Below are 25,661 nucleotides of genomic sequence, written 5' to 3' on the forward strand. Positions count from 1 at the left end.
TTCACGGCTCGAAAAACGGAGCGGTGACATGAGCGACCTTTACTGGCTGACTGACGAGCAGATGGCCAAGCTGTCCCCTTTCTTTCCGAAGTCCCACGGTAAACCTCGCGTTGACGACAAGCGTGTGTTGAGCGGAATTATCTTCATAAACCGTAATGGCTTACGCTGGCGAGACGCCCCGGAAGCCTACGGGCCGCACAAGACGCTCTACAGTCGGTGGAAGCGTTGGAGCGAGAAAGGCATTTTCGCGCGGATGATGGTCGGCCTGGCTGCCGAACACGGCGAGGAAAAGACCGTGATGATCGACGCGACCTATCTGAAGGCACACCGCACCGCGACCAGCATGGCCGCGAAAAAGGGGGGCGTGGTCGCCTGATCGGTCGCACCAAGGGCGGCATGAACACCAAACTGCATGCCATCTGTGACAGCCAAGGACGTCCTCTCAACCTGTTCGTTACCGCTGGGCAGGTCAGCGATTACATCGGCGCACGGGCGCTTTGCAGCAGCCTGCCCAAGGTCGGCTGGCTACTCGGAGATCGCGGATACGATGCCGACTGGTTCCGAGACGCCTTGAAAGACAAGGGGATACGCGCTTGCATCCCCGGCAGAAAACAGCGCAAGACGCCGGTCAAATACGACAAGCGCCGATACAAACGGCGGAACCGTATCGAGATCATGTTCGGCAGGCTCAAGGACTGGAGGCGCGTGGCGACACGCTATGACCGCTGCCCCAAGGTCTTCCTCTCAGCCATCGCCCTCGCAGCACTCGTCATCTATTGGTTATGAATCCTGACCCTAGATATAGAGCAGCTGGTGGACGCCGGGCGAATAAATTCTGGTGACCGGAAAACTAGTCCACGTTATATTCTGATTCTGTCCGACGACATTCCGGATGTCATTGAGATGACACGATTTTTTTTGAATCGATTCGACGGCGCGCCGATTGCTGATCCAATTCCGATCACAAGCCGCCGTTAGATTTGGCGGTCTTATTTCGCGAGGAACGCACCTATGCCAACACTTGATTTCACAGGCACGACGGTTTTTTCACAGATCACAACCAACCAAGTCGCATACACATCCACGGTGGTATCCACCCCGACGTCGTTTCAGTTTTTTGTCGAATCTGGCGCCGACAATGACGCGTACGTCGAAGTCACAGGCACCGGTTTCACATATGACGGATCCGGCTTTCCCACCAGTGGAACCGTCACTGGCGTCACGATCGACAGCTTCAATCTCCGGGGCAATCAACCTTATGTTCCGGACATCTTCATTACCGGTCTCAACGCTGATCTGACCGATCTGGTCGTCACCGGCACACATGTGCAGCAGACCGATGCGTTCTGGTCAACGATACAGGCCGGCAACGACACGATCCTGACCAGCACCGAGGGCGGCTGGTTCTTTGGCGATTTCCTGGAAGTGTCCGGCACCGAGAACCTGACGGGCGGTGATGACACAATCACCGCTGCGCAGACTGGGTCAGGCATTGCCGCTTACACCCTTCTGGGCGATGCTGATCAGGTCTTCGTCGGCGCGCAACTGACCGGCGGAAATGATCAGATCGACATCACCTCGCCGGGATCGCCGGTGTCCGCCGCAGGCGATGCGTGGCATCTAAACGGTGGCACGGTGATCGGCGGCGACGACACGATCACTGTGGCGGAGGGCGGTGCCGCAATAGACCTGTCGGGCGATCTGGTTTTCATGAGTGGGGCCTCGATCCTACAAGGCGGCGCAGACAGTCTGACCGGATCGAACACTGTTGGTGACCTGATCTATGGCGAAGTGGCTGAGCAGTCTGAGGGCAGTGTAATCGGAGGCGGTGACGAGTTGCTCGGGCGTGGCGGCAACGACTCGCTGTTCGGTGATGTCGATATTCTGTCAGGCGGCGATTTCGCCGGGGGCAACGACACGTTGCGCGGCGGGGAAGGCGATGACCAGCTTTTCGGCGATTTCCAGACCAACACCAGCACCGGAACCGTTTCGGGGGGCAACGATCAGCTGTTTGGTGACGCCGGCGACGATTTGCTGGTCGGCAACGGCGGCAACGATCTGCTGGATGGCGGTGCCGACTCCGATACGCTGGAGGGGGGCGATGGCGCCGACACGCTAGACGGCGGCGACGGCGCCGACACGCTGGACGGCGGCGCAGGCGACGACACAGTCCGGGGCGATGGCGGTGGCGATACCGTGCGGATCAGTTCGGGGTCCGACAGCATCGAAGGCGGGGCGTCGAACGATACCTATGACGCCTCGGGCAGCGGATCCCTGGACAACGAGGTGATCTCGGTCACGGTTGATCAATCCGGCAACGGCACCGTCACGAAGACGGGCGGCGGCGGAACCGACACCTTCTCCTCGATCGAGACCTTCATTGCTGACGAAACCGCCGGGATCGATGTGATCACGGTGAGCGGAAATCTGACCGCGGGGCAGGTGACGGGCGTCAGCAATGGCGCCGTCGGCAGCTTTACTCCGGATGGCGGCGGTGCGCCCGTGGCCTTTGGCGGCAGTGGGCAGCCGACGATCAACGACATTCTGGCTGGCTCGAACGGTGGGCCGGCGGGGACTTACCAGATCACGTCGGGCGAAGAGGACGGCGCGACCTTCGGCAACATCGCGGTGTCGAGTTTCGAGACCATCAACTTCAACGTCGTCTGCTTTGGCCCTGGCACTGGCATAGCCACGCCGCAGGGTCGGCGCGCGGTCGAGACCTTGGCCATCGGCGATCCGGTCGTAACGGCAGAGGGACGCGCGGTGCCGGTAAAATGGATTGGGCGGCAGACGGTGCTGACGGCGTTGGCGAGAGAGCGGATGCAACCGGTGCGCATCCGTGCCGGGGCGCTGGGCCGCGGCCTGCCGCATCGCGATCTGGTCGTGACGGCGGATCACGGGATGATCTTGGACGGTCTCGTGATCAACGCCTCGGCGCTGGTGAACGGTCAGTCAATCGACTGGGTGCCATTGGACGAGCTGCCGGAGCGGGTGACTTATTACCACGTCGAGACCGAGCATCACAATGTGATCTTGGCCGAAGGTGCGGCTTCCGAGACCTTCGTCGATTACCTTGGGCGGCGGATGTTCGATAATTTTCCGGAATATCTGACGCTTTACGGCGCCGAGCGGCTGGTGTGCGAAATGGATCGGCCGAGGATTGGATCGGCGCGTCTGTTGCCTGGGCCGATCAGGGCGCGCTTGGGACTCTCGGATAAGCTGGTACCGATGGGGAGCCCGCGTCTGAGTGCCTGAGACTGACATTGGTCTAGCAATTGCCACGCGATCGCAGTGGTGCAGTTCAGTGGATCGTTGCACCGGGCTGTCGCAATGCCCGCGGGCACCGGGACCACGCGATCAACACAATTTACTGAGTCCCGCCGCGGCTGGGTGCCGCGACTCAGCGGTTTCCGAGCCGCCTTCTTGCGGTAAAAAGCAGCCATCTCGGCGCTCTCTCCGGTCACCGCCTGGCACTCGGCGTCGCACGCGCCGGCCTCGGCCAGCTCGATGATTGCCAGCTTTTTTCAGCCCGTGCACCAGTCTCTGCTTGCCAAAGTCAGTGGCCGTCCAACCGCGGAAATTTGACAGAATCTGAAAGGTCCGGCTAGCATCCTGTGTCAGTTTAGTATTTTGCAGGTCGAATTTCTCGGCCGAGCCTCCTTTGTAATCGCGCATTTCTTCGAGCGAACCGCATTGGGCTCCGTTCGATTGATCCGGCCAGTTGGTCGCCGAAATTCTTTGAACCGGCTTCGGGTTGATCCGAGAACTGCCTTCGCAGTCAGCGACCTTGGTTTTGCGTCTATTCGTGCAAACTTGATTTTGGGAGTCCCTCCAATGACCAACGATCTCACCCTCGCGTCTACCGACAACACAATCGCCGCCGCCGACCTTGAGCAGCTCATCGCGCGGGCCTTCGAACACGCAGGCCTCGATGCCCCGCTCAGCTTTGGCAACGAGGGCGACGAAGGCAACGAGGGAAACGAAGGTAACGAGGGTAACGAAGGGAACGAAGGGAACGAAGGCAACGAGGGAAACGAAGACAACGAGGGCAATGAGGGCGACGAAGGCAACGAAGAAAACGAAGGCAACGAAGGCGACGAAGACAACGAAGGCGACGAGAACGACGAGGGCGACGAAGGCGACGAGGCCGACGAAGGCGACGAGGGCGACGAAGATAACGAAGCCAACGAAGGCAATGAAGGCAACGAGGACAACGAAGGCAACGAAGGCGACGAGGGCAACGAAGGCGACGAAGGCAACGAAGGCGACGAAGGCGATGAGACCGACATCATCCTCCAGGGCGGCAACGAGGGCGATGAGGGCGACGAGGACGACGAGGACGACGAGAACAACGAGGGTGACGAAGGCGACGAGAACGACGAGGGCACAGAGGGCGACGAGGGAGTCGAGGCCGACGAGGGCGACGAGGGAGACGAGAACGACGAGGGAGACGAAAACGACGAGGGCGACGAGGACGACGAGGACGACGAGGGCGACGAGATCGATATCATCTTCCAGGAAGGCGACGAGGGCGACGAAGACGACGAGGATGACGAAGACGACGAAGGCAACGAAGGCGACGAACTAGACGACGACGGGGATGAAAACAACGAAGGCAACGAGGGAGACGAGAACGACGAAGGCGACGAGGACAACGAAGGCGACGAGAACAACGAAGGCGACGAGGGTAACGAAGGCAACGAGCACGACGAGGGCGACGAAGGCGAAGAAGGCGACGAAGGCGACGAAGGCTACTGGTGGGACGAAGGCGACGAAGGGGACGAAGGGGACGAGGGCAACGAAGGGAACGAAGGGGACGAGGGCAACGAGAACGACGAAGGCGACGAAGGCGACGAAGGCGACGAAGCGGGCAACGAAGGCAACGAGGACGACGAAGGCAACGAGGACGACGAAGGCAACGAGGGCGACGAGGGCAACGAGGGCAACGAGGACAACGAAGACGACGAAACCTTCTGGAATTTTCACGACGAGGGCGACGAAGGCAACGAGGACAACGAAGGAAACGAAGGAAACGAAGGCAACGAAAACGAGGGCGACGAAGGCGACGAAGGCAACGAGGACACCGAAAACAACGAAGACGACGAAGGCGACGAAGGCGACGAAGGTGACGAAGGCGACGAGTGGGACGAAGGCGACGAAGGCCACGAAGGCGACGAGGGCAACGAAGGCGACGAGGGCAACGAAGGTAACGAAGCCGACGAAGGCAACGAAAACGACGAAGGCAACGAACACGACGAATGGGACGAACACGACGAAGGCGACGAAGGCTTCGAGGGCGACGAAGGTGACGAATACGACGAGGGCGACGAGGGCAACGAGAACAACGAGGGTGACGAAGGCGACGAGTCCGACGAAGGCGACGAAGGTGACGAGGGCAACGAAGACCAGCACGGTGACGAAGCCGACGAGGACGACGAAGGCGACGAGGACGACGAGGGCGACGAGAGTGACGAAGGCGACGAAGAAGACGAAGGCGACGAAGGCGACGAGGACGACGAGGGCGACGAACCCGCCAACGGCGACGAAGGCGACGAGGCCAACGAAGGCGACGAAGACGACGAGGGCGACGAAGGTGACGAGTCCATAGGCGACGAGGCCGACGAAGACGACGAAGACGACGAAGGTGACGAAGGCGACGAAAACGACGAAGGCAACGAGGACGACGAGGACAACGAAGGCGACGAAGGCAACGAAGGCGACGAGAACGACGAGCAAAACGAGGGCGACGAAGGCGACGAGGGCGACGAAGGCAACGAAGGCAACGAGGAAGACGAAGGGGACGAAGGCGACGAAGCCAACGAAGGCAACGAAGGCAACGAAGACAATGAGGGCAATGAAGGCGACGAAGGCAACGAAGGCGACGAGGGCAACGAAGGTAACGAGGACAACGAAGGCAACGAAGGCGACGAGGGCAACGAAGGCGACGAAGGCAACGAAGGCGACGAGGGCAACGAGGGAGATGAAGGCAACGAAGGCGACGAACTGGCGGTGTAGCCGTTTGCCAGCGATGTCCTTGCCGCGGAGCCTCGGTGGCTCACGGACGTCAGGGTCGCGCCTCATCCTGGCGCAGCCCTGCCGATTTCTCACCGCTATCGCGGCCACACCCACGGCGGCGGGTCGGGCAGGACTGCGGGCCAGGATTGGTCAGCTAGTTCAATGAACAAATCATCCCGCACGACACTGATGCGGGATGGTCTGCAGCTTCGAGGAATCGGTGCAGCGATTGGCTGAGGTGCTGTTGGATACGCCGTATAAAGAAGGGGCAAAGGACGGGTGTACTTTCGCCGGATCCTATCTCGTTCGAACCTCTGACCGGAGCGATAGGAGACCAGAAAACTGCCGCTCCCACATTCGCATTTTGTTCACGCTATGTCTGCGGGAGGGATTTCGTATAACGTACTGGCGAAAAATAAATTCTGTACAATTCAAAATCCCCCGGCTTAACGGCCTTGTCGGTTCGAGTCCGACCTTGGGTACCACACCGATCTCAGCGCGGGTTCAGCGGCCTTGGGCGGGCCTGGCTGATGCGCTGAATTTCCTTACAGAGTTTCGGGTTCCGACGGTGCGGCTTTGGCTGGCCTCGGCAAAGGGGGCCAGCCCCCTCGGCCTGCGGCCTCACCCCCGGAGGTTTATTTGGCAAGATGAAGGAGCGGGCTGCTCTGCGGGCGGCGCGTGTCTTCGGGGGCCGGGGCGGGCGTGGCGTGCGAGGCTGTCTGCGGGGGTCAGTAGGTGGCAGGTGGGTCGCTGGCGGGGAAGGATTCGTCTGCCGTCTCGTCGACCCGGTCCCAGGTTTTGGGCGGGTTGTGCATCTGTGACGGGCCGGCGTCGCGGATACGCTGGCGGGGCGCCGGGCGCGGCGGGGTGAGGGCGCGCCAGGCGATGGCGGCCAGGCCGAGGCCGAGGATCAGTCTGAGGTTCATCTGGGGCTCCGTGGGCTCAATGTCGGGCCAGGGCCTCCGCCGGGTTCGGCGGCCAGTGGCGCGTGTCGAGGTAACCACCAAAGCCCTGCGGCTGTTCCGTCAGCGGGGCGTTTTCCCCGGCCTCGCCGCCGATCAGCCGGCCGTGGCCGAGCCGGCACTGGCCGGCAGGTTCCGCCGGGCGCGCTTTTCGCCCAGCATCAGCATTGCCGGGGTCAGCACCAGGGTCAGCAGCGTCGCCACCACAAGGCCGCCGACGATGGCGCTGCTGAGTTCGGTCCAGTATTGCGTCGAGGGGGCGCCGAAGACGATTTCGCGGGTGAAGAAATTGAGGTTCGCGCCCAGCACCATCGGCATCAGCCCCAGCGCGGTGGTCACCGAGGTCAGCATCACCGGTCTGAGGCGCTGCGCCCCGGTCCTCAGCGCGGCCTCGCGCGGCGATAGCCCCGCGCGCTTGAGATCGTTGTAGGTGTCGATCAGAACGATGTTGTTGTTGACCACGATGCCCGCCAGCGCGATCACCCCGATACCGCCCATGACCACCCCGAAGGGCCGGCCGGTGATCAGCAGCCCGAGCAGCACGCCGGCGACCGAGAAGACGATGGCGCTCATCACCACGAAGGCCTGGTAGAAGTTGTTGAACTGCGCCACCAGGATCACCAGCATCAGAAAGATCGCCGCCGCGAAGGCACCGCCGAGAAAGGCCATGGTCTCGGCCTGGTCCTCGGCCTCGCCGGCAAAGCTGAAGCTGACGCCCTCTGGCAGGTCGGTGGCCTCGAGCGCCGCCTGCAGCGCCTGGACCTGGTCGTTGACCAGCAGGCCCGGCGCGACGTTGGCCTCGATCGAGACCACCCGGGCTTCGTCGATGCGGGTGATCGTGCCGGTGCGCTCTGACGGCGCGAAGGTGACGAAATTGGCGATCGGCACCAGCCCGGCCGAGGTCGGCACCCGCAGGTTGCTCAGTTCCGACAGCGAGCGTTCCTCGGCCGGGAAGCGCACCCGGATGTCGAGTTCGCCATCGGCGTCGGAGGGGCGGTAGTCCGCCACCGCGATGCCCTGGGTCAGCAGCTGCACCGCCTGTCCCAGCAGGCTGACATCGGCGCCATAGCGTGCCGCCTCGGCGCGGTCGACGAGGATCGAGACCTCGACGCCGGGCAGGGGCCGGCTGTCGGTGATGTCGGTAAAGCCGCCGATCCGCTCCATGAGCGCCAGCACCTGCTCGACCGCCCGGGCCTGATGGGCGGGGGTGCGGGCGGCGATCTGCAGGTTGACGGGCTTGCCACTGGTCGGCCCGCCGCTCTCGGTCTGGACCTGCACGTCGATGCCGGCAATATCGCCAACATCGCGGCGGATCTCCTCGCCGATCTCGGCCGCGGGGCGGCGGATGTCCCAGTCGGTCAGCTCGAGCTGCAGGGTGCCGATGGTTTCCTCGTCGGCGCCGCTGCCCATGGTCGAGCGGGCATAGACCGTGGCGATCTCGTCGCGGCCCAGAAGCCGCTGTTCGACCCGGCGCACCAGCGCGTCACGCTCGTAGATCGAGAAGTTGTCGCGGGCGCGGACCTGCACCTGCATGAACTCGGGCTCGACCGCCGGAAAGAAGGTCACGCCGTTGCCGAACTGGCCGTAGAGCCCGAAGCCGCCCAGGAGCAGCGCCAGTGCCAGGAGCGCGGTGGCGCCGGGGCGCAGGATCGCCCATTCGAGCAGCCGGACATAGGCGCCGGTCATCCCGCCGATGCGGCGCGGATCGCCCTGTTCGGCCTCATGCAGGGCGCGCTTGGCGCGGGCGCTCTGTGGCGGACGTTTGCCGATCAGCCCGCCGAGCACCGGGATGAAGACCAGCGCCATGAACAGCGAGGCAAAGAGTGTCAGCAGCACGGTGATCGGCAGGAACTTCATGAACTCGCCGACCATGCCGGTCCAGAACAGCAGCGGGAAGAACACGCTGAGCGTGGTGGCGGTCGAGGCGATGATCGGCCAGGCCATGCGTTTGGCGGCCATGGCATAGGCGGCGCGCGGGGCGACGCCCTCCTGCAGCTTGCGGTCGGCCAGTTCGGTGGTGACGATGGCGCCGTCGACCAGCATGCCGACCACCAGGATCAGCGAAAAGAGCACCACGATGTTCATGGTAACCCCCATCGCCCAGAGCGCGGTGACGCCGGCGAGAAAGGCACCGGGGATGGCGAGTCCCACGAGGATCGCCGAGCGCAGGCCCAGCGCTGCCACGATCACGATCATCACCAGCATCACCGCCGCGATCACATTGGCCTCGAGGTCCGACAGCAGCGTCTCGACCTGTTCGGACTGGTCCTGCAGGTAGGTCACCTCGACGCTGTCGGGCCATTCGGCGCGCAGCGCCTCGAGCGCCTGCTTGGTGGCCGCAACGGTGTCGATGATATTGGCGCCTGAGCGTTTCTTGACCTCGAGCGCCAGCGCCGGCTGGGCGTCGATCCGGGCAAAGCCGGTGGGGTCCTGAAAGGTGCGGCGGATGGTGGCCACATCCTCGAAGGTGACGACCGCATCGCCGCGCACCTTGACGGGGATCTCCATCACGTCCTGCAGGTCCTCGATCAGCCCCGGCACCTTGAGCACGATGCGCCCGCCGCCGGTCTCGATGGCGCCGGCGGCGATCAACCGGTTGTTGCGCTGCAGCTGGCCGATCAGCTCGTCGAAGCTGAGGTTGTAGGTCTGGAACACCGTCGGATCGATCAGCACCTCGAGAAACTCGTCGCGCGAGCCGCCGATATCGACCTCGAGCACGCCGGGCAGGCCCTCGATCGCCTCTTGTGCGTCGTCGGCCAGCGCGTTCAGCGTGCGTTCCGGCACCGGCCCCGAAATGATCGCGGTGATGATCGGGAAAAGCGCGGTGTTGATCTCGGTGATGGTCAGGTCGCGGGCGTCCTCTGGCAGGTTGCCGCCGACCCGGTCGGCGGCCTCGCGCACCTTGTCGAGCGCCTCGTCGATGTCGCCGCCGGGGGTGAACTCGAGCTGCACGCTGGCAAAGCCTTCCGAGGCGTGGCTCTCCATCCGGTCGAGCCCGGTGAGGGCGGCGAACTCGGCCTCCATCGGCTCGACCAGCAGCCGTTCGGCGTCGGCCGGGCTGATGCCCTCGAGCCCGGTCGAGACATAGACCAGCGGCAGCGGCACCTCCGGGTTGGCTTCCTTGGGGATCGCGACATAGGCAAAAGCGCCGACGCCGAGGATCATCACCAGCGCCATGAGAACGACCCGGCCGCGCGAGAAGGCGGCGTCGATGAGGCTGTTCATGGCTCAGTTCTCCTGCGTCGGCACGGCAGCGGCCTGCGGCGTCGGCGCCGGTTCGGATCCGGCGTCGGGTTCGGCGTTCGGCGCGGGCGAGGGGCGCACGGTTTCGCCGGCGTTGACGAAGCCTTGACCGATGGTGATGATCCGCGCCCGGTCTGGCAGGCCGGTGACCCAGATGCCGTTGATTTCGGCGCGGACGATCTCGATCGGGTGGAAGACCACGGTATCGGCCGCGTCCACCGCCTTGACGCCCAGCAGCCCTTCGGGGCTGAGCGAGACGGTCGAGGGCTGAACGAAATGCGCCTGCGCCGTCCCGGTGGGAATGCGGATCTCGGCCGAGATGCCGGCCGGGATGGCGCCGTCCCGGTTGGGCACGTCGATCTCGGCCAGAAAGGTGCGGGTCTCGGCATTGGCCGAGGTGCCGACAAAGCTGACGGTGCCCTCGCGTTCCTCGCCGGTGATGAAGTTGATGGTGGCGGGCTGGCCGTTCCTGATCCGGCCCAGCGCCTGCTGCGGCACCTGAATGGCGACGGTCAGCGGCCGGTTGTCGACGATCCGCGCCACCTCGGCGCCGATCTGGACGTATTCGCCGGGATCGAGCGTCAGGGTCTCGATCCGGCCGGCAAAGGGCGCGGTGATCTCGAGCGCGCGGAGCGCCTCTTCGGCGGCGGTCACCGCGGCCGCCGCGGCGGCCAGGCTGGCGCGGGCCTCGCTGAGCCGGTCGGCGGTCGAGACGCCACGATCCAGCAGCTCGGTGGCATTGTCGAACTCGCGCTGCGCCCGGGCCTGTTCCTCGCTGGCGCGGGCCAGGTCGGATTGCGCGCGGGTGGTCGAGAGCCGCGCGATCACCGTGCCCTCGGCCACGTCCTCGCCCTTGGCCACCAGCACCTCGGCGACCTCGCCAGAGGCCTCGGCGCGGATCGCGGTGTCGCGGTCGGGCTGGGCCTGGCCCTCGGCCTGGAAATAGAGCGTCACCGGCTCGGTGGCGGATTGCTCGACCGCCACGGCGACCGGCGCGACCCCGGGGGCTTCGGCCCGCGGCGCTTCGGCCTCCTCGGGGGGCAGCACGAAACCGCTGCCCATCCAGCCGATGATTGCCACCACCAGCGCAGCGGCAATCCAGGTCGAGCGCGACGCGCCCTTGTCGTCGGTAAAGGTGAGCGGTTCGGGTTGGTCAGTCATCTCGGCCTCGTTGCGGCAAATTTCGGGGCCGACCGAGGGGCGCGCGGCCCGCCAGCATACGGCGTTGTCTTTCAGGGTGCGCCGTCAGGCAGCAGGCCCGGCACAGCAGGGGCAGGCAAGCGCCAGCACGGCATTCCCTACCATAGGGTGGTCCCGTGACAAGACAATGATCGTCGTTACGTCACTACAGGGTTCAGAGGGGGGCCGGTCTGGCCGGCGCAAGTTTGCGCACGCCCTTGGCAACATGGCTCTTTTGGATGCGACGCCGCCCCGGGCGGCAGGTCCGCCTTACCCGGTCTTCCGCGCATCCCGGCATGGCTTGGCCGTCCGCTGCCGGCACCGTGCGGTGCGGCGCGTTTTGGCCTCTCTGGAGGGCCAGCCTGACCGTCAGGCCCGGCAGGTCAGGTCACGATTGGGCGTCCTCCGGCAGGGCTTCGCCGTGGAAATACCCCGTCAGATCCTGTGCAACACGGGCGATCACCTGCTCGGTCTCTTCGAGCGTCGCGGTCTTGAGCCTGTCGACCCGCTCGAGATAGGGGCAGGTCAGCACCGCCACGACCTCGCCGGTGGGCTCGAAAATCGGAAAGCTGAGGTTGGTGACCCCGACCAGCGTGTCCGAGGCCCCCCGGTAGAACCCCCGGTCGCGGATCGCCTCGAGCTCCTGCCGAAAGCGCGGCTCATCCAGCTCCGGCTCGCCCAGGGCCGGGGTGTGATGGCCCAGCAGGTCCTGCAGCGCCTCTTCAGGGCGAAAGGCGGCCAGCACTCGGCCGGTGCCGCTGTTGCCCAACCCGATGACCGATCCTGTGCGCAGCGCCAGCCCCCAGTTGCCCGGCGCCTCGACGGACGAGACGATGACGACGCTGCCGCCGCTCTCCATGCCGACGTGGCAGGATTGCCAGGTGGCGCGCGCGGCCCGGCGCATCAGCGGCAAGGCCACCTCGAGCAGGCGGGCCACCGGCGAATAGCGCTGTGCGGTGGCAAAGAGCTTGAGGCTCAGCGAATAACCCTCGCCGCCCTGGGTCCGCGAGACATAGCCATGTTGCACCAGCGTCGAAAGCATCCGGTAGATCTCGTTCTTCGAGCGGTCCATGGCGCGGGCAATCTCGGCCTGGGTCATCGGATCCTGATGGGTCGACAACAGCTCGAGAATCTCCAGCCCCTTTTCCAAGGCCGGGGCACGGTACTTGGCCTCTGTCGCGGTGTCGGTGGGTTTCTGGCGGGTCATGACCCGCAGTCTAGGCGGCTTTGCCTCGGGTCATCAAGCATTGATTTGTATTTGAAACCATGATTTATATTCAGGCGAATGACGCCCGCATTGCGCGGCCGGCGGCGACGCGGGCAGGGACGGGCGACCTGACAACCTGTTTCACACGGAGTGACACCCATGACCGCACCTCAGGATCTCTTGGCCGGCAAGACCTGCCTCATTACCGCCGCCGCCCAGGGCATCGGCCGCAGCACGGTCGAGCTGTTTGCCGCCCGCGGCGCCAATGTCATCGCGCTGGACATCGATGCCGCCGGCCTGAAGGAGCTGGCGGCGCTGGACAACGTCACCACCCGCCAGGTCGACCTGACCGACGCCGCGGCCCTGACCGAGGCGCTGGCGGATGTGACCGCCTGTGACGTGCTGTTCAACTGTGCCGGCTATGTGGCCAGCGGCGATATCCTGACCTGCTCCGACCGCGACTGGGACTTCAGCTTCGATCTCAACGTCACCGCCATGTATCGGATGTGCAAGCTGCTGCTGCCCGGCATGATCGCGGCCGGCGGCGGCTCGATCATCAACATGTCGTCGGTGGCCTCCTCGCTCAAGGGCGTGCCCAACCGCTTTGCCTATTGTGCCTCCAAGGCGGCGGTGATCGGTCTGACCAAGTCGATCGCGGCGGATTTCGTCGGCCAGGGCATCCGCTGCAACGCGATCTGCCCCGGCACCGTCGACAGCCCCAGCATGCATGCCCGCCTGCGCGCCACCGGCGATTACGACAAGGCGCATGCCGATTTCGTCGCCCGCCAGCCGATGGGCCGGATCGGCTCGCCCGAGGAGATTGCCGAGCTGGCGCTCTACCTCGCCGGCGATGCCAGCCGCTATACCACCGGCCAGGCGCTGGCGATCGACGGCGGCTGGACGATCTGAGCCCGCCGGTCCGACCTTCTTTGACAGCAAGCATCAGGGGCTGACATGACAACCACTGGATTGAATGGGGCCGAGGGCGTGTTCGTTGGCCGGGTCTGGTTGCCGCAGACCGGGCCGGCGCTGGTGGCGCTACGCGACGGAGCGATTGTCGACATCACCTCGCAGGCGGTGCCGACGATGCGCGACCTGCTGGAACTGGACGATCCGGCCGCCCATGTGGCGGCGCAGGACGGTCGCGCCCTCGCCCCGCTGGCCGAACTCGAGGCCGAAAGCCTCGCCGCCGGCGCCGACCCCGAAAGGCGCCATCTGCTGGCCCCCAACGATCTGCAGGCGGTCAAGGCGGCGGGGGTGACCTTTGCCAAATCCATGGTCGAACGGGTGATCGAAGAGCGTGCGGCGGGCGATCCGCAGGCCGCACGCGCCATCCGCGACAGCATTGGCAAGCTGATCGGCACCAGCCTGTCCGACATCACCCCCGGCTCTGAGCAGGCCCAAAGGGTCAAGGCGGCGCTGATCGGCGAGGGGCTCTGGTCGCAATACCTCGAGGTCGGCATCGGCCCGGACGCCGAGATCTTCTCAAAGGCGCAGGTGCTCTCGGCGGTGGGCTGGGGCGCGCCGGTGGGGCTGCATCCGATGTCGGTCTGGAACAACCCCGAGCCGGAAGTGGTGCTGGCGGTCAACAGCCGTGGCCAGATCCGCGGGGCCTGCATCGGCAATGACGTCAACCTGCGCGATGTCGAGGGCCGCTCGGCGCTGCTGCTGTCGAAGGCCAAGGACAACAATGCCTCGGCCGCGCTGGGGCCCTTCATCCGGCTGTTCGACGCGGGCTTCACGCTTGACGACGTCCGCGCCGCAGAGCTCGAGATGACGGTGACCGGCCCCGACGGCTTTACCCTGACCGGGCGCTCGCTGATGTCCGAGATCAGCCGCGACCCGGCCGACCTTGTGGCCCAGACGCTGAACGAGAGCCACCAGTATCCAGACGGTTTCATGCTCTACCTCGGCACGCTCTTTGCGCCCACCGAGGACCGCGACGTGCCGGGCGAAGGCTTTACCCACAAGATCGGCGACCGGGTCGAGATCAGCGCCAGCGGCCTTGGCACCCTGGTCAACACGGTCCGCCACAGCGGCGACTGCGCGCCCTGGACCTTTGGTGCCGCGGCGCTGATGCGCAACCTTGCAGGGCGCGGACTGCTCTGAGCGCCGCGGGCCGGGCCGTCGCCGAGCATGCCGAGGTGCTGGACGCGATCAAGGCCCGCGATGGCAAACGCGCCGAGGCCGCGATGCGCGCCCACATCGAGGCGGCCCAGCGGGTGCGGGCGCTGCGCGCACAGCCCGCGCGCGCAGACGGCTATGATGGCGACCTGCTGTGGCCCGGCCTCCCGGGATCGCGGTGATCGGCGGCGCCCTGTCAGGCGCCGTCAGCTCTCCGCCGCCAGCGCGCCGAGCGAGATGACGGGTTTGAGCACCTGCACCCGGCTCCGGTCGGCTGCCGGGTCCTGCAGGGTCTCGAGGATGATCCGCGCCGCCGCCGCGCCGATCTCTCGGCGGGCGGTGCGGGAGGTGGCGATCTTGCCGGGAAAACCCTCGATCAGGCCGAGGCCGTTGAACCCGGCCAGCGCCACTTGGCCGGGCACATCGATGCCGGCGGCGAGACAGTGGCACAGGCCGCCGAAGGCCAGGTCGTCGTTGGAATAGTAGATGCAGTCGAGCTCGGGCCGCCGCGCCAGAAGCTCGGCCGTCAGGCGCCGGCCACACGCCACCGCCGGCAGCGCCGCGCCGCCCTGTGGCAGGGCGGAGCCGTCGATCTCGCCCGACAGGTCGAGCCCCCGGTCGCGCAGCGCCTGACGGAACCCCGCCTTGCGCCGGGCCGCCCTGAGATCCTTGTCGAGGTTGCCGCCGACATAACCGACCCGGCGCAGACCGGTCGCCAGCAGCGCGGTCGCGATGTCGCGTCCGGCCTCGGTGTGGGAAAACCCGACGCAGGCATCGACCGGCTCCCCCTCGCTGTCCATGATCTGCACGATCGGCACGCCGGCATCGGCCAAGAGCCGGCGGCTGTGTTCCGGCTGGTCGAGCCCGGTGACGATCAGCCCCGCAGGCCGCCAGGACAGCATGTTGCGCAGGGTGGCATATTCGACCTCCGGATCATAGTCGGTCACCCCGAAGACCGGCTGCAACGCCGTGCCCTTCAGCGCGTCGGTCACCCCCGACATGACCTGCGGAAACACGATGTTTTCGAGGCTGGGAACCACGACGCCGATCAGGTCGGTGTGGGTGCTGGACAGCGACGCGGCAAGGTGATTCCCGTAATAGCCGATCTCCTGAGCGGCCTGTTTCACCCGGTCGACGCTGGCCTGAGAGACGTCCTTGTCGCCGCGCAGCGCCCGCGAGGCGGTCATCTTGCTGACACCGGCGGCGGCGGCAACATCGGCCAGGGTTTTGCGTTTTTTCATGATCTTGTCACCATCCCGGCTTGTGGCGCTGTCATCGGGCAGGAGCGTTCCCGGCCGCGCGCGCCCGCCATCGCCCTTTGAAAACCGCAGCGCAACGTTGACAGCTTAGGCTGATCGTGCGACTGGTATCAATACCGGTACCGATACCGGTTGCTTGTTGACCGAAGCGTAGGCGACATTTGCCGCGGTCGGGCGCAGGCAACGGTGCCGAGAGGCAAGGATTTGTGCGCCGTCGTCCGGGCTGCGGCGGCTGGCGGACAGGACACTGGAGTGACCATGACCAAGGGGTCTCGAAACATTGGCGTCATCGGGCTGGGCTCGATGGGCTACGGCATGGCGGTTTCGGCGCTGCGCGACGGACACCGGGTCTGGGGCGTCGACATCGATGCCGCGCACATGGCGCGGTTCCGGTCCGAGGGCGGGCAGGGCGGTGCGCTGTCTGAGGCCGCCGGCACGCTCGATGCCGTCGCGGTGGTGGTGCTCAACGCCGCACAGACCGACGCCGTGCTCTTCGGCGACGACGGGCTGGTCGCACAGCTGAGACCGGGGGCGGTGGTTGTGGCCTGCGCCACCGTGCCGCCGGCGTGCGCCCGCGACATGGCGGCGCGCTGCGCGGCGCACGGCGTGCTCTACCTCGACGCGCCGATTTCCGGCGGCGCTGCGAAAGCCGCCAGCGGCCAGCTCACCATCATGGCCTCCGGCACCGCCGAGGCCTTTGCGGCTGCCCGGCCACTGCTCGACAGCCTCGCCGAGACGGTGTTCGAGCTGGGCGAGGCCGCCGGCGCCGGCAGTGCGATGAAGGCGGTGAACCAGCTGCTCGCGGGCGTCCACATCGCCGCCATGGCCGAGGCGCTGACCTTCGGCATGACCCAAGGGGTCGCCCCGGCGAAATTCGTCGAGGTGATCAGCAAATGCGCCGGCAGCAGCTGGATGCTGGAGAACCGCGCGCCGCATGTGGTGGCCGGCGATTACGCGCCGCTGAGCTCGGTCAACATCTGGCCCAAGGATCTGGGCATCGTGCTCGATATCGCCCGGTCGGCGCAGTTCAGCGCCCCGATCACCGAAGCCGCGCTGCAGCAGTTTAGCGCGGCCGCCGACATGGGGCTCGGCGGCGAGGATGACGCCGCCGTGGCCAAGGTCTATGCCCGCAGTGCGGGCCTCACACTTCCAGGAGAAACCGCATGACAACCGTTCTCGGCTGCATCGCCGATGATTTCACCGGCGCCACCGATCTTGCCGGTCTGCTCGCCCGCAGCGGCGTCCGCGTCTCGCTGCGCATCGGCGTACCGGACAGCCCCCCGACCGAGACCGCGGCCTTCGAGGTGATCGCGCTGAAATCGCGCACCGCGCCGGTGGACGAGGCCGTGGACGAGACCCGCGCGGCGCTGACATGGCTGCAGGCGGCCGGCGCGCAGCGGTTCTTCTGGAAATACTGCTCGACCTTCGACAGCACCCCAGAGGGCAACATCGGCCCGGTCGCCGAGGCGCTGATGGCCGATCTGGGCTGCGATCAGACGATCTACTGCCCGGCCTTCCCGGAAAACGGCCGGGCGATCTTCATGGGCAACCTCTTTGTCGGCCGGCAGCCGCTGGCGGAAAGCCCGATGAAGGATCACCCGCTGACCCCGATGCGCGACAGCAACCTGATGCGCCTGCTCAGCCCGCAGGTCAGCCGGCCGGTGGGGCTGGCCGACCGGCTCACCGTGGCGCGCGGGCCCGAGGCCCTGCGTGCGGCGCTTGGCGAACTGCAGGCGCAGGGCGTGGCGCATGTGGTGGTTGACGCGGTGGCCAACGAGGATCTCTCGGTGATCGCCGAGGCCTGCCGCGACATGGTGCTGATGACCGGCGGCAGCGCCGTCGCCATGCCGCTGCCGGCGCTCTACCTTGCCGATGGCACGCTCTCGGCCGATGCGCCAAAGGCCGAACGGCCGACGGTGGATGCCAAGACCATCGTGCTCTCCGGCAGCTGTTCGGCGATGACCAACGCACAGGTCGCCGATTACACCCGTCGCGGCGCGCCGGCCTATCAGCTCGACCCGCTGGCGCTGGCCGAGAACGGTCCGCAACCGGCGCTCGACTGGCTCGCCGGGCAGGACCTTGGCGCGGCGCCGCTGATCTATGCCACCGCCAACCCCGAGAGCGTACGCGCGGCGCAGGAGAAGCTCGGCGTCGCCGGGGCCGGCGAGATCGTCGAGGCGACGCTCTCGGCCTGCGCCGTGGCAGCCCGCGATGCCGGGGCACGGCGGGTGATCGTCGCCGGCGGCGAGACCTCCGGCGCGGTGACCAAGGCGCTCGGCGTCAGCCAGCTCGATATCGGCACCGAGATCGCGCCGGGCGTGCCTTGGACCTATTGCCACTCGGACGGCCAGCAGATCGCGCTGACCCTGAAATCCGGCAACTTCGGCAGCGAGACCTTCTTTACCGATGCGCAAGCCAAGCTGGAGGCCGCATGACCCCCGAAACCCAATTGCGCGAGCAGATCTGCCTCTTGGCGAAATCGATGTTCGACCGCGGGCTGACCGGCGGCAGCACCGGCAATATCTCGGCCCGGACCGAGGATGGCGGGCTGCTGGTCTCGCCCACCGGCACCAGTTTCGGCCGGCTCGATCCCGGCCGGCTCAGCCGTTTCGACGCCACGGGCCGGCACATGGGCGGCGACAAGCCGACCAAGGAAATGCCGCTGCACAGTGCCTTTTACGACACCCGCAGCACCGCCGGCGCGGTGGTGCACCTGCATTCCTGCCATTCCGTGGCGCTGTCGATGATGGCGGATGTCGACGCTGACAACTTCCTGCCGCCGCTCACGCCCTATGGCATCATGAAGCTGGGCCGCGTCAAGCTGCTGCCGTTCTTCCTGCCCGGCGATCCGGCGATGGGCGAGGCGGTGCGCGGTCTGGCCGGCAAGCGCGCGGCGGTGATGCTGGCCAACCATGGCCCGGTGGTGGCGGGCAAGGACATCGAGGCCGCCTGCAACGCCATCGAAGAGCTCGAAGACACCGCAAGGCTGGCGATGATGACCCGCGGCATGGGGCCGCGCGGGCTGACCGCCGATCAGGTGCAGGCGCTGGTGACCAAATTCGATGTGGAGTGGGACGGATGAAATTCTCTGCCAACCTGGGCTTTCTCTGGGCCGACCGCCCGCTGCCGGAGGCGATCCGCGCCGCCCATGCCGCCGGGTTCGACGCGGTGGAATGCCACTGGCCCTATGACCACGCCGCCGAGGACGTCAAGGCGGCGCTCGACGAGACCGGGCTGACCATGCTCGGCCTCAACACCCGCCGCGGCGACGTGACGGCAGGCGACAACGGCCTTGCCGCGCTGCCCGGCCGAGAGACCGAGGCCCGCGCTGCGATCGACGAGGCCATCGCCTATGCCCGCGCCATCGGTACGCCCAATATCCACGTCATGGCCGGGTTTGCCGACGGCGAGAACGCCCACCGGACCTTCATCGACGCCCTGCGCTATGCCTGCGCCAAGGCTGCGCCCGATGGCCTCACCATCCTGATCGAGCCGTTGAACCGCTACGACGCGCCGGGATATTTCCTCACCACCACCGCTCAGGCTATGGCGATCCTCAAAGAGGTCGCGGCACCCAACCTCAGGCTGATGTTCGACTGCTACCACGTGCAGCTGATGGAGGGCGATCTGAGCCACCGGCTCGAGGCGCTGCTGCCGCAGATCGGCCACATCCAGTTTGCCTCCGTCCCGGACCGCGGCGCGCCGGATCACGGCGAGATCAACTATGACCATGTGTTCGGCATGATCGCCCGGCTCGGCTACGACGCGCCGCTCGGGGCGGAATACAAGCCCGGCGGCGACACCGACGCGACGCTGGGCTGGCTCACATCCCTGAGGGCCGGCGGACACTGACCATCCCGCCACCCCCGCACAGGCCCTTGTGAATGGACGCCGGGGCGGGATGTGCTACCCTTGGGCAAAGCCAACAGGGGAGAATTTCCAATGTCACGAATGATATGCGCGGCCACCACCGCGCTGGGGCTGGTGCTTGCCGCGCCGCTTGCGGCCGCCGAATTCAAATGGGCGGTCACCACCGACCCCCAGACCATGGACCCGCATGCGGTCAATTCGACGCCGGTGCTGGGCTTTCTCAACAATGTCTACGAGGGGCTGGTGCGCCGCGGCAAGGACATGTCGGTCGAGCCCGCTCTGGCCACCGGCTGGGAGCCGATCGGCGACGGCGAGGGCTGGCGGTTCACCCTGCGCGAGGGCGTGACCTTCCATGACGGCAGCAGCTTTGACGCCGAGGACGTGCTGTTTTCCTACCAGCGGGCCTCGAGCCCGGAGGCCGATACCGCGAGCTGGTTTGCGCCGGTCTCGGAGGTCAAGGTGGTCGATGATTACACGATCGATTTCATGACCAACGAGCCGAACCCGCTGTTTCCCTCCTCGATCGCCAACTGGATGATGATGGACAGTGGCTGGGCCGAGGCCAACAGCGCCAGCCGTCCCGACAAGGAGGCCGGAAATCACGCCACGCTCCACGCCAATGGCACCGGTGCCTTCCAGGTGACGGCGCGCGAGCCGGGGCTGCGCACGGTGCTCGAGCCGTTCGAGGGCTGGTGGGGTGAGGCGGAGCACAACCTCACCCGCGCCGAGCTGACCCCGATCCAGAACCCGGCGACGGCGCTGGCGGCGCTGCTTTCCGGCGACGTGGACTTCATCAACCCGGTGCCGATCCAGGACGTGGCGCGGCTGGCCGGGAACCCCGAGGTCAAGGTGGTGCAGGGCATCGAGGCGCGGGTCATCATGCTGGGCTTTCCGCATGAGGCCGAGACGCTGAAATTCTCGGCCGACGTCGAGGGCGAGAACCCCTTTGCCGATGCCCGGGTGCGCCAGGCGGTGGCGCATGCGATCAACGTGCCGGCGATCCTGCAGACCATCATGCGCGGCAATGCCGAACCGGTGAACCAGCTGGTCAGCTCGGCGATGAGCGGCTATTCCGAGGCGCTGGCCGCGGCCCCCGCCCATGACCCCGACAAGGCCCGCGCGCTGCTTGCCGAGGCGGGCTATCCCGAGGGCTTCTCCTTCGGTCTGAAATGCCCCAACGACCGCTATCTCAACGACGAGTCGGTCTGTCAGGCGGTCACCGGCATGCTGGCGCAGGTCGGGCTGAAGGCGACGCTCGAGGCGATGCCGGTCAACAATTACTGGCCGGAACTCAGGGCCGACAATTTCGACATGTACCTGCTGGGCTGGTCGCCGGGCACCTTCGATGCCGAGCACCCGGTGCGCTTTCTCGTCGCCACCCCGAACGAGGAGAAAAAGCTCGGCAGCTGGAACTTCGGCGGATACTCCAATGACCGGATCGACGCGCTTCTGCCGATGATCCAGTCCGAGATCGACCCCGCCGCCCGCCAGGCGATGCTCGACGAGGTGGCGCAGATCATGGCCGACGAGCAGGCCTATGTGCCGCTTTACGTGCAGCCGCTGGTCTGGGGCACGCGGGCCAATATCGAGCTGACGCAGCGCCCCGACGACTTCTTCATCCTGCGCTGGGTGACCGTGAACTGAGGCCACTGACGGGGCCGGCCAGCGATCTGCCGGCCCCGCCGCTCCGGGCGCCGTCCCGGGGCTTCTTCTGTTCAGAAATACCTTGGGGGTCCGGGGGCAAAGCCCCCGAAAACTCCCCGCGGAGGGCACGGGCAATTCGGTCGAGACGCGCGTGGGCCCGCCCGCAACGCCCCCAACTCCACGTCACATCGCGTCACATCGGGGTCGCCGCCGCGTCACCCCGCCGCTTTTGCCCTTGACCCGCAATAGCCTCCGTTATCTCTTGACGCTCATGCTTGCATTCATCATCCGCCGCATCGGCCAGTCCCTTCTCGTCCTGCTGATCGTGGGGCTTGTCGCGTTTTCGATGTTCAACTTCGTCGGCGATCCGATCGACAACATGCTGGGCCAGGAACGCACCGCCGAGGATATCGCCCGGCTGCGCGAACAGCTCGGGCTCGACCGGTCGTTCTTCGTGCAGTATTTCCGCTTCCTGCAGGAGGCGATCCAGGGCAACTTCGGCGTCAGCTACCGGCAGGGTCGCCCGGTGACGCAGATCCTGCTCGAACGCGCCCCGGCGACGCTGGAATTGGCGGCGGTGTCGGGCGTGCTGGCCATCGTCTTCGGCATCGCGCTCGGCGTCTTCACCGCGATCCGCCGCGACGGCTGGCTGGCGCATGGCATCATGTCGGCCTCGCTGATTGGGGTCTCGCTGCCGACCTTCCTGATCGGCATCCTGCTGATCTATGTCTTCTCGGTCGAGCTTGGCTGGCTGCCCAGCTTCGGGCGCGGAGAGGTGGTGCAGATCGGCGGCTGGAAAACCGGTTTCCTGACCGAGAGCGGCCTCAAGGCGCTGATCCTGCCGTCGATCACGCTGGGGCTTTACCAGATGACGCTGATCATGCGGCTGGTACGCTCCGAGATGCTCGAGGTGCTGCGCCAGGATTACATCCGTTTCGCCCGCGCCCGCGGGCTCAAGGAGCGGGCGGTCAACTTCCACCACGCGCTCAAGAACACCATGGTGCCGGTGATCACCGTGATCGGGCTTCAGCTCGGCGCGATCATCGCCTTTGCCATCATCACCGAGACGGTGTTCCAGTGGCCCGGCGTCGGCCTGCTGTTCATCAACGCCGTCCAGTTCGTCGACATCCCCGTGATGGCCGCCTACCTGATGCTGATCTCGGTGATGTTCGTGGGCATCAACCTGCTGGTGGACATCCTTTATTTCTTCATCGACCCGCGCCTGCGCGCGGACCGCTCGGGAGGCCACTGATGACCGATACACCCGTCGCGCCGCCGCCGAAATCCCGGCTGCGCCTGGCGCTGGAAAGCGATGTCTTCTACACCTTCCGCCGCTCGCCGGTGGCGGTGGTCTCGGCGCTGGTGGTGCTGGTGCTGATGGTCTCGGCGATCTTCGCGCCGCTGATCGCCACCACCAACCCCTTCGATCCCGCCTCGCTCAACCTGATGAACGGCTTCACCCCGCCGCTGGAACCCAACGCCTTTACCGGCGAGACATTCCTGCTCGGCACCGATGATCAGGGCCGCGACGTGTTTTCCACCATCCTCTACGGCATGCGGATCTCGCTGTTTGTCGGCGTGGCGGCCGTGGCCTTTGCCATGGTGCTGGGGATCACCCTTGGGCTGATCTCGGGCTATGTCGGGGGCTGGATCGAGACCATCATCATGCGCGTGGCCGACGTTCAGCTGACCTTTCCCTCGATCCTCGTGGCCATGCTGATCTTTGGCATCGCCAAGGGGGTGACACCGGTGGAATACCGCGACCAGATGGCGATCTGGGTGCTGATCCTCGCCATCGGCCTGTCGGACTGGGTGCAGTTCGCCCGCGTGGTGCGCGGCGCGACGCTGGTCGAGAAGAACAAGGAATACGTTCAGGCGGCGCGGCTGATCGGTCGCCGGCCGGGCGCGATCATGCTGCGCCACATCCTGCCCAACGTGCTCTCGCCGGTGCTGGTGATCGCCACCATTTCGCTGGCGCTGGCGATCATCGCCGAGGCGACGCTGTCGTTCCTCGGCGTCGGCGCACCGCCGACCCAGCCCTCGCTGGGCACGCTGATCCGCATCGGCCAGGGCTTCCTGTTCTCCGGCGAGTGGTGGATCCTGTTCTTCCCGGCGGTGACGCTCCTGGCGCTGGCGCTGTCGGTCAACCTGCTGGGCGACTGGCTGCGCGACGCATTGAACCCGAGGCTGCGCTGATGTCTGAACCCGTACTTTCCATCCGCGACCTCTCGGTCGAGATCCCCACCCGCCACGGCATCGTCCGGCCGGTGGACGGCGTCAGCTATGACATCCACAAGGGCGAGATCCTCGGCGTGGTGGGCGAGAGCGGTGCCGGCAAGTCGATGGCCGGCAATGCGGTGATCGGCCTGCTGACACCGCCGGCGCATGTCGCATCGGGCGAGATCTGGCTCAACGGCAAGCGCATCGACCAGCTGCGTGGCGAGGCGATGCGGCGGCTGCGCGGCAAGGAAATCGGCATGGTCTTCCAAGACCCGCTGACCTCGCTCAACCCGCTGCTCAGGATCGGCGACCAGCTGGTCGAGACCATGCGCACCCATCTCAAGATCTCCGAGAAAGAGGCCGAGAAGCGCGCCGTGGCGGCCTTGGAAGAGGTCGGCATTCCCGGAGCCGCCGCGCGGGTCAATTCCTACCCGCACGAGTTCTCCGGCGGCATGCGGCAGCGGGTGGTGATCGCGCTGGCGCTGTGTGCCGAGCCTTCGCTGATCATCGCCGACGAGCCGACCACCGCGCTTGATGTCTCGGTGCAGGCGCAGATCATCGCGCTTTTGAAGCGGCTCTGCCGCGATCGGGGCACGGCGGTGATGCTGATCACCCATGACATGGGGGTGATCGCAGAGGCCACCGACCGGGTGGCGGTGATGTATGCCGGCCGGCTGGCCGAGCTTGGCCCGGTCGAGCAGGTGCTGACCCGGCCGCAGCATCCCTATACCCACGGGCTGATGGCCTCGACGCCGCTGGCCTCGGCCGGCAAGGCGCGGCTGCACCAGATCCCCGGCGCCATGCCGCGGCTCGATGCGGTGCCCGACGGCTGCGCCTTCAACCCGCGCTGTCCGCGCGCCACCGAGGTCTGCCGCACGCCGCCGCCGCCTCGGGTCAAGGACGGCATGGCCGCCTGCTGGCACCCGCTTGTCGAAGACGTCGAAGAAAAGGTTTCCTGAATGGCGCTGGTCAAAGTCGAAAATCTCAGCCGCGTGTTCGACGTCTCGAAACCCTGGCTGAACCGGGTGCTGGAGCGCCGCCCCAAGGAGTTTCTCACCGCGGTGTCGGATGTGGAATTCGTGGTGCCGGAAAAATCGACCTATGCGCTGGTCGGCGAAAGCGGCTCTGGCAAATCGACCATCGGCAAGATGCTGGTGGGGCTGTTGCGGCCCTCGGAGGGCAAGGTCGAGATCGAGGGCGTGGACCTCGCCAACGAGGCCGACGCCGCCAAGGTGGACGCGGTGCGGGCCGATATCCAGATGATCTTTCAGGACCCCTATGCCTCGCTCAACCCGCGCTGGCGGGTCAAGGACATCATCGTCGAGCCGGTCGCCTCGCGCGGGGGCAAGACCGAGGGGATGGCGGAAAAGCTGCTCGAGCAGGTGGGGCTCTCGGTCAAGGATGCCGGCAAGTTTCCGCATGAATTCTCGGGCGGGCAGCGTCAGCGGATCTGCATCGCCCGGGCGCTGGCCAGCGAGCCGCGGCTGATCGTCTGCGACGAGCCGACCTCGGCGCTCGACGTGTCGGTGCAGGCGCAGGTTTTAAACCTGATGAGCGATCTGAAGGACGATTTCGGGCTGACCTATGTGTTCATCAGCCACGACCTGACCGTGGTGCGCCACATGGCCGACGTGATCGGCGTGCTCTACCTCGGCCGGCTGGTGGAAGAGGCGGCCCCCGAGCAGCTGTTTACCGATCCCAAGCATCCCTATACCCAGATGCTGCTGGAAGCGGCGCCCAAGATGGATGCCTTCGGCCGCGAGATCCAGCCGCCCGAAGGCGAGATCCCCGATCCGATCAACCCGCCGCCGGGCTGCGCCTTTCACCCGCGCTGTCCGCTGGCGCAGGATATCTGCAAGCAGGACCGGCCGCGGATGCGCCAGATCGGCAGCACCCGGGTGGCCTGTCACTTCGCGGAATAGGGGCCGGCCCGTCGGG

Annotated in this window: 20 protein-coding genes; 15 read left to right on the plus strand and 5 right to left on the minus strand. The window is 66.2% G+C overall.

Features of this window, described 5'->3' with window-relative positions; translation table 11 throughout:
- Positions 1 to 28 precede the first annotated feature (28 nt).
- The 3 genes from VOI27_RS07065 (at position 29) to VOI27_RS07075 (ending at position 6,015) form a co-directional block, all read left to right on the plus strand.
- Positions 29 to 786 (plus strand): IS5 family transposase gene (locus tag VOI27_RS07065; RefSeq protein WP_323764613.1). Its coding sequence is split into 2 segments (ribosomal slippage): positions 29 to 353 and positions 353 to 786, totalling 759 coding nucleotides; the frame shifts between segments, so codons are not numbered across the junction.
- A gap of 225 nt (positions 787 to 1,011) precedes the next feature.
- Positions 1,012 to 3,255 carry a Hint domain-containing protein gene (locus VOI27_RS07070; protein ID WP_323764614.1) on the plus strand — a complete coding sequence of 748 codons (2,244 nt, stop codon included), beginning with the start codon at positions 1,012 to 1,014 and terminating at the stop codon, positions 3,253 to 3,255.
- Between the two features lie 579 nt (positions 3,256 to 3,834).
- Positions 3,835 to 6,015 (plus strand): hypothetical protein, encoded by a 2,181-nt coding sequence (locus VOI27_RS07075; protein WP_323764615.1) that lies wholly within the window; start codon positions 3,835 to 3,837, stop codon positions 6,013 to 6,015.
- A gap of 728 nt (positions 6,016 to 6,743) precedes the next feature.
- On the opposite strand, the gene VOI27_RS07080 is transcribed toward VOI27_RS07075, so the two are convergent.
- The 4 genes from VOI27_RS07080 to VOI27_RS07095 all read right to left on the minus strand — a co-directional run bounded on the left by VOI27_RS07080 (position 6,744) and on the right by VOI27_RS07095 (position 12,606).
- Positions 6,744 to 6,941, minus strand: a complete 198-nt coding sequence (locus tag VOI27_RS07080; RefSeq protein WP_323764616.1) for a hypothetical protein — start codon at positions 6,939 to 6,941, stop codon at positions 6,744 to 6,746.
- A 132-nt stretch (positions 6,942 to 7,073) separates the two neighbouring features.
- Entirely contained in the window at positions 7,074 to 10,202 is a 3,129-nt protein-coding gene (locus VOI27_RS07085; RefSeq protein WP_323764617.1) for an efflux RND transporter permease subunit, read from the minus strand.
- A gap of 3 nt (positions 10,203 to 10,205) precedes the next feature.
- Positions 10,206 to 11,381 (minus strand): efflux RND transporter periplasmic adaptor subunit, encoded by a 1,176-nt coding sequence (locus VOI27_RS07090; RefSeq protein WP_323764618.1) that lies wholly within the window; start codon positions 11,379 to 11,381, stop codon positions 10,206 to 10,208.
- 406 nt (positions 11,382 to 11,787) lie between these two features.
- Complete coding sequence (locus tag VOI27_RS07095; protein ID WP_323764619.1) at positions 11,788 to 12,606, minus strand: IclR family transcriptional regulator; 819 nt, start codon at positions 12,604 to 12,606, stop codon at positions 11,788 to 11,790.
- Positions 12,607 to 12,765: 159 nt separating this feature from the next.
- Here VOI27_RS07095 and VOI27_RS07100 point away from each other — a divergent pair, with 159 nt between their 5' ends.
- The 3 genes from VOI27_RS07100 to VOI27_RS07110 are packed head-to-tail and all read left to right on the plus strand — an operon-like array spanning position 12,766 to position 14,912.
- A complete protein-coding gene (locus VOI27_RS07100; protein ID WP_323764620.1) occupies positions 12,766 to 13,515 on the plus strand; it encodes an SDR family oxidoreductase in 750 nt (249 codons plus the stop codon).
- 45 nt (positions 13,516 to 13,560) lie between these two features.
- The gene (locus VOI27_RS07105; protein WP_323764621.1) at positions 13,561 to 14,715 is read left to right on the plus strand and encodes a fumarylacetoacetate hydrolase family protein; all 1,155 of its coding nucleotides are present in this window, start codon (positions 13,561 to 13,563) and stop codon (positions 14,713 to 14,715) included.
- Entirely contained in the window at positions 14,712 to 14,912 is a 201-nt protein-coding gene (locus tag VOI27_RS07110) for an FCD domain-containing protein (RefSeq protein WP_416374651.1), read from the plus strand. The genes VOI27_RS07105 and VOI27_RS07110 overlap by 4 nt, the downstream gene beginning before the upstream one ends.
- Before the next feature lie 24 nt (positions 14,913 to 14,936).
- On the opposite strand, the gene VOI27_RS07115 is transcribed toward VOI27_RS07110, so the two are convergent.
- A complete protein-coding gene (locus VOI27_RS07115; RefSeq protein ID WP_323764623.1) occupies positions 14,937 to 15,971 on the minus strand; it encodes a LacI family DNA-binding transcriptional regulator in 1,035 nt (344 codons plus the stop codon).
- A gap of 276 nt (positions 15,972 to 16,247) precedes the next feature.
- On the opposite strand from VOI27_RS07115, the gene ltnD reads away from it, so the two are divergent.
- From ltnD to VOI27_RS07160, 9 genes are all read left to right on the plus strand, one after another.
- Complete coding sequence (gene ltnD / locus VOI27_RS07120) at positions 16,248 to 17,156, plus strand: L-threonate dehydrogenase (protein ID WP_323764711.1); 909 nt, start codon at positions 16,248 to 16,250, stop codon at positions 17,154 to 17,156.
- On the plus strand, positions 17,153 to 18,424 hold the full coding sequence (gene otnK / locus VOI27_RS07125; protein WP_323764624.1) for a 3-oxo-tetronate kinase: 1,272 nt from the start codon (positions 17,153 to 17,155) through the stop codon (positions 18,422 to 18,424). The genes ltnD and otnK overlap by 4 nt, the downstream gene beginning before the upstream one ends.
- A complete protein-coding gene (locus VOI27_RS07130; protein ID WP_323764625.1) occupies positions 18,421 to 19,071 on the plus strand; it encodes an aldolase in 651 nt (216 codons plus the stop codon). Before otnK ends, VOI27_RS07130 begins: the two co-directional genes overlap by 4 nt.
- On the plus strand, positions 19,068 to 19,841 hold the full coding sequence (locus VOI27_RS07135; protein WP_323764626.1) for a hydroxypyruvate isomerase family protein: 774 nt from the start codon (positions 19,068 to 19,070) through the stop codon (positions 19,839 to 19,841). The genes VOI27_RS07130 and VOI27_RS07135 overlap by 4 nt, the downstream gene beginning before the upstream one ends.
- Before the next feature lie 99 nt (positions 19,842 to 19,940).
- A complete protein-coding gene (locus VOI27_RS07140) occupies positions 19,941 to 21,503 on the plus strand; it encodes an ABC transporter substrate-binding protein (RefSeq protein ID WP_323764712.1) in 1,563 nt (520 codons plus the stop codon).
- A gap of 271 nt (positions 21,504 to 21,774) precedes the next feature.
- Positions 21,775 to 22,755 (plus strand): ABC transporter permease, encoded by a 981-nt coding sequence (locus tag VOI27_RS07145; RefSeq protein WP_323764627.1) that lies wholly within the window; start codon positions 21,775 to 21,777, stop codon positions 22,753 to 22,755.
- Complete coding sequence (locus VOI27_RS07150; protein WP_323764628.1) at positions 22,755 to 23,699, plus strand: ABC transporter permease; 945 nt, start codon at positions 22,755 to 22,757, stop codon at positions 23,697 to 23,699. Before VOI27_RS07145 ends, VOI27_RS07150 begins: the two co-directional genes overlap by 1 nt.
- Positions 23,699 to 24,682, plus strand: coding sequence for an ABC transporter ATP-binding protein (locus VOI27_RS07155; protein WP_323764629.1), 984 nt, complete (start codon positions 23,699 to 23,701; stop codon positions 24,680 to 24,682). The genes VOI27_RS07150 and VOI27_RS07155 overlap by 1 nt, the downstream gene beginning before the upstream one ends.
- Positions 24,683 to 25,645 carry an oligopeptide/dipeptide ABC transporter ATP-binding protein gene (locus VOI27_RS07160; RefSeq protein ID WP_323764630.1) on the plus strand — a complete coding sequence of 321 codons (963 nt, stop codon included), beginning with the start codon at positions 24,683 to 24,685 and terminating at the stop codon, positions 25,643 to 25,645. It abuts the gene before it with no gap.
- Positions 25,646 to 25,661 lie beyond the last annotated feature (16 nt).

Origin of the sequence: Marinovum sp. (assembly GCF_034669705.1) — a bacterium.
Taxonomy (GTDB): Bacteria; Pseudomonadota; Alphaproteobacteria; order Rhodobacterales; family Rhodobacteraceae; genus Marinovum.

What these genes read in the sequence shown, in the direction of transcription:
- VOI27_RS07135 (WP_323764626.1), top strand. Translation starts at nt 19,068, where the DNA reads ATGAAATTCTCTGCCAACCTGGGCTTTCTCTGGGCCGACCGCCCGCTG.
- VOI27_RS07160 (WP_323764630.1), top strand. Translation starts at nt 24,683, where the DNA reads ATGGCGCTGGTCAAAGTCGAAAATCTCAGCCGCGTGTTCGACGTCTCG.
- VOI27_RS07140 (WP_323764712.1), top strand. Translation starts at nt 19,941, where the DNA reads ATGATATGCGCGGCCACCACCGCGCTGGGGCTGGTGCTTGCCGCGCCG.
- VOI27_RS07155 (WP_323764629.1), top strand. Translation starts at nt 23,699, where the DNA reads ATGTCTGAACCCGTACTTTCCATCCGCGACCTCTCGGTCGAGATCCCC.
- ltnD (WP_323764711.1), top strand. Translation starts at nt 16,248, where the DNA reads ATGACCAAGGGGTCTCGAAACATTGGCGTCATCGGGCTGGGCTCGATG.
- VOI27_RS07085 (WP_323764617.1), bottom strand. Translation starts at nt 10,202, where the DNA reads ATGAACAGCCTCATCGACGCCGCCTTCTCGCGCGGCCGGGTCGTTCTC.
- VOI27_RS07105 (WP_323764621.1), top strand. Translation starts at nt 13,561, where the DNA reads ATGACAACCACTGGATTGAATGGGGCCGAGGGCGTGTTCGTTGGCCGG.
- VOI27_RS07095 (WP_323764619.1), bottom strand. Translation starts at nt 12,606, where the DNA reads ATGACCCGCCAGAAACCCACCGACACCGCGACAGAGGCCAAGTACCGT.
- VOI27_RS07075 (WP_323764615.1), top strand. Translation starts at nt 3,835, where the DNA reads ATGACCAACGATCTCACCCTCGCGTCTACCGACAACACAATCGCCGCC.
- otnK (WP_323764624.1), top strand. Translation starts at nt 17,153, where the DNA reads ATGACAACCGTTCTCGGCTGCATCGCCGATGATTTCACCGGCGCCACC.
- VOI27_RS07130 (WP_323764625.1), top strand. Translation starts at nt 18,421, where the DNA reads ATGACCCCCGAAACCCAATTGCGCGAGCAGATCTGCCTCTTGGCGAAA.
- VOI27_RS07090 (WP_323764618.1), bottom strand. Translation starts at nt 11,381, where the DNA reads ATGACTGACCAACCCGAACCGCTCACCTTTACCGACGACAAGGGCGCG.
- VOI27_RS07080 (WP_323764616.1), bottom strand. Translation starts at nt 6,941, where the DNA reads ATGAACCTCAGACTGATCCTCGGCCTCGGCCTGGCCGCCATCGCCTGG.
- VOI27_RS07100 (WP_323764620.1), top strand. Translation starts at nt 12,766, where the DNA reads ATGACCGCACCTCAGGATCTCTTGGCCGGCAAGACCTGCCTCATTACC.
- VOI27_RS07115 (WP_323764623.1), bottom strand. Translation starts at nt 15,971, where the DNA reads ATGAAAAAACGCAAAACCCTGGCCGATGTTGCCGCCGCCGCCGGTGTC.
- VOI27_RS07070 (WP_323764614.1), top strand. Translation starts at nt 1,012, where the DNA reads ATGCCAACACTTGATTTCACAGGCACGACGGTTTTTTCACAGATCACA.
- VOI27_RS07145 (WP_323764627.1), top strand. Translation starts at nt 21,775, where the DNA reads ATGCTTGCATTCATCATCCGCCGCATCGGCCAGTCCCTTCTCGTCCTG.
- VOI27_RS07150 (WP_323764628.1), top strand. Translation starts at nt 22,755, where the DNA reads ATGACCGATACACCCGTCGCGCCGCCGCCGAAATCCCGGCTGCGCCTG.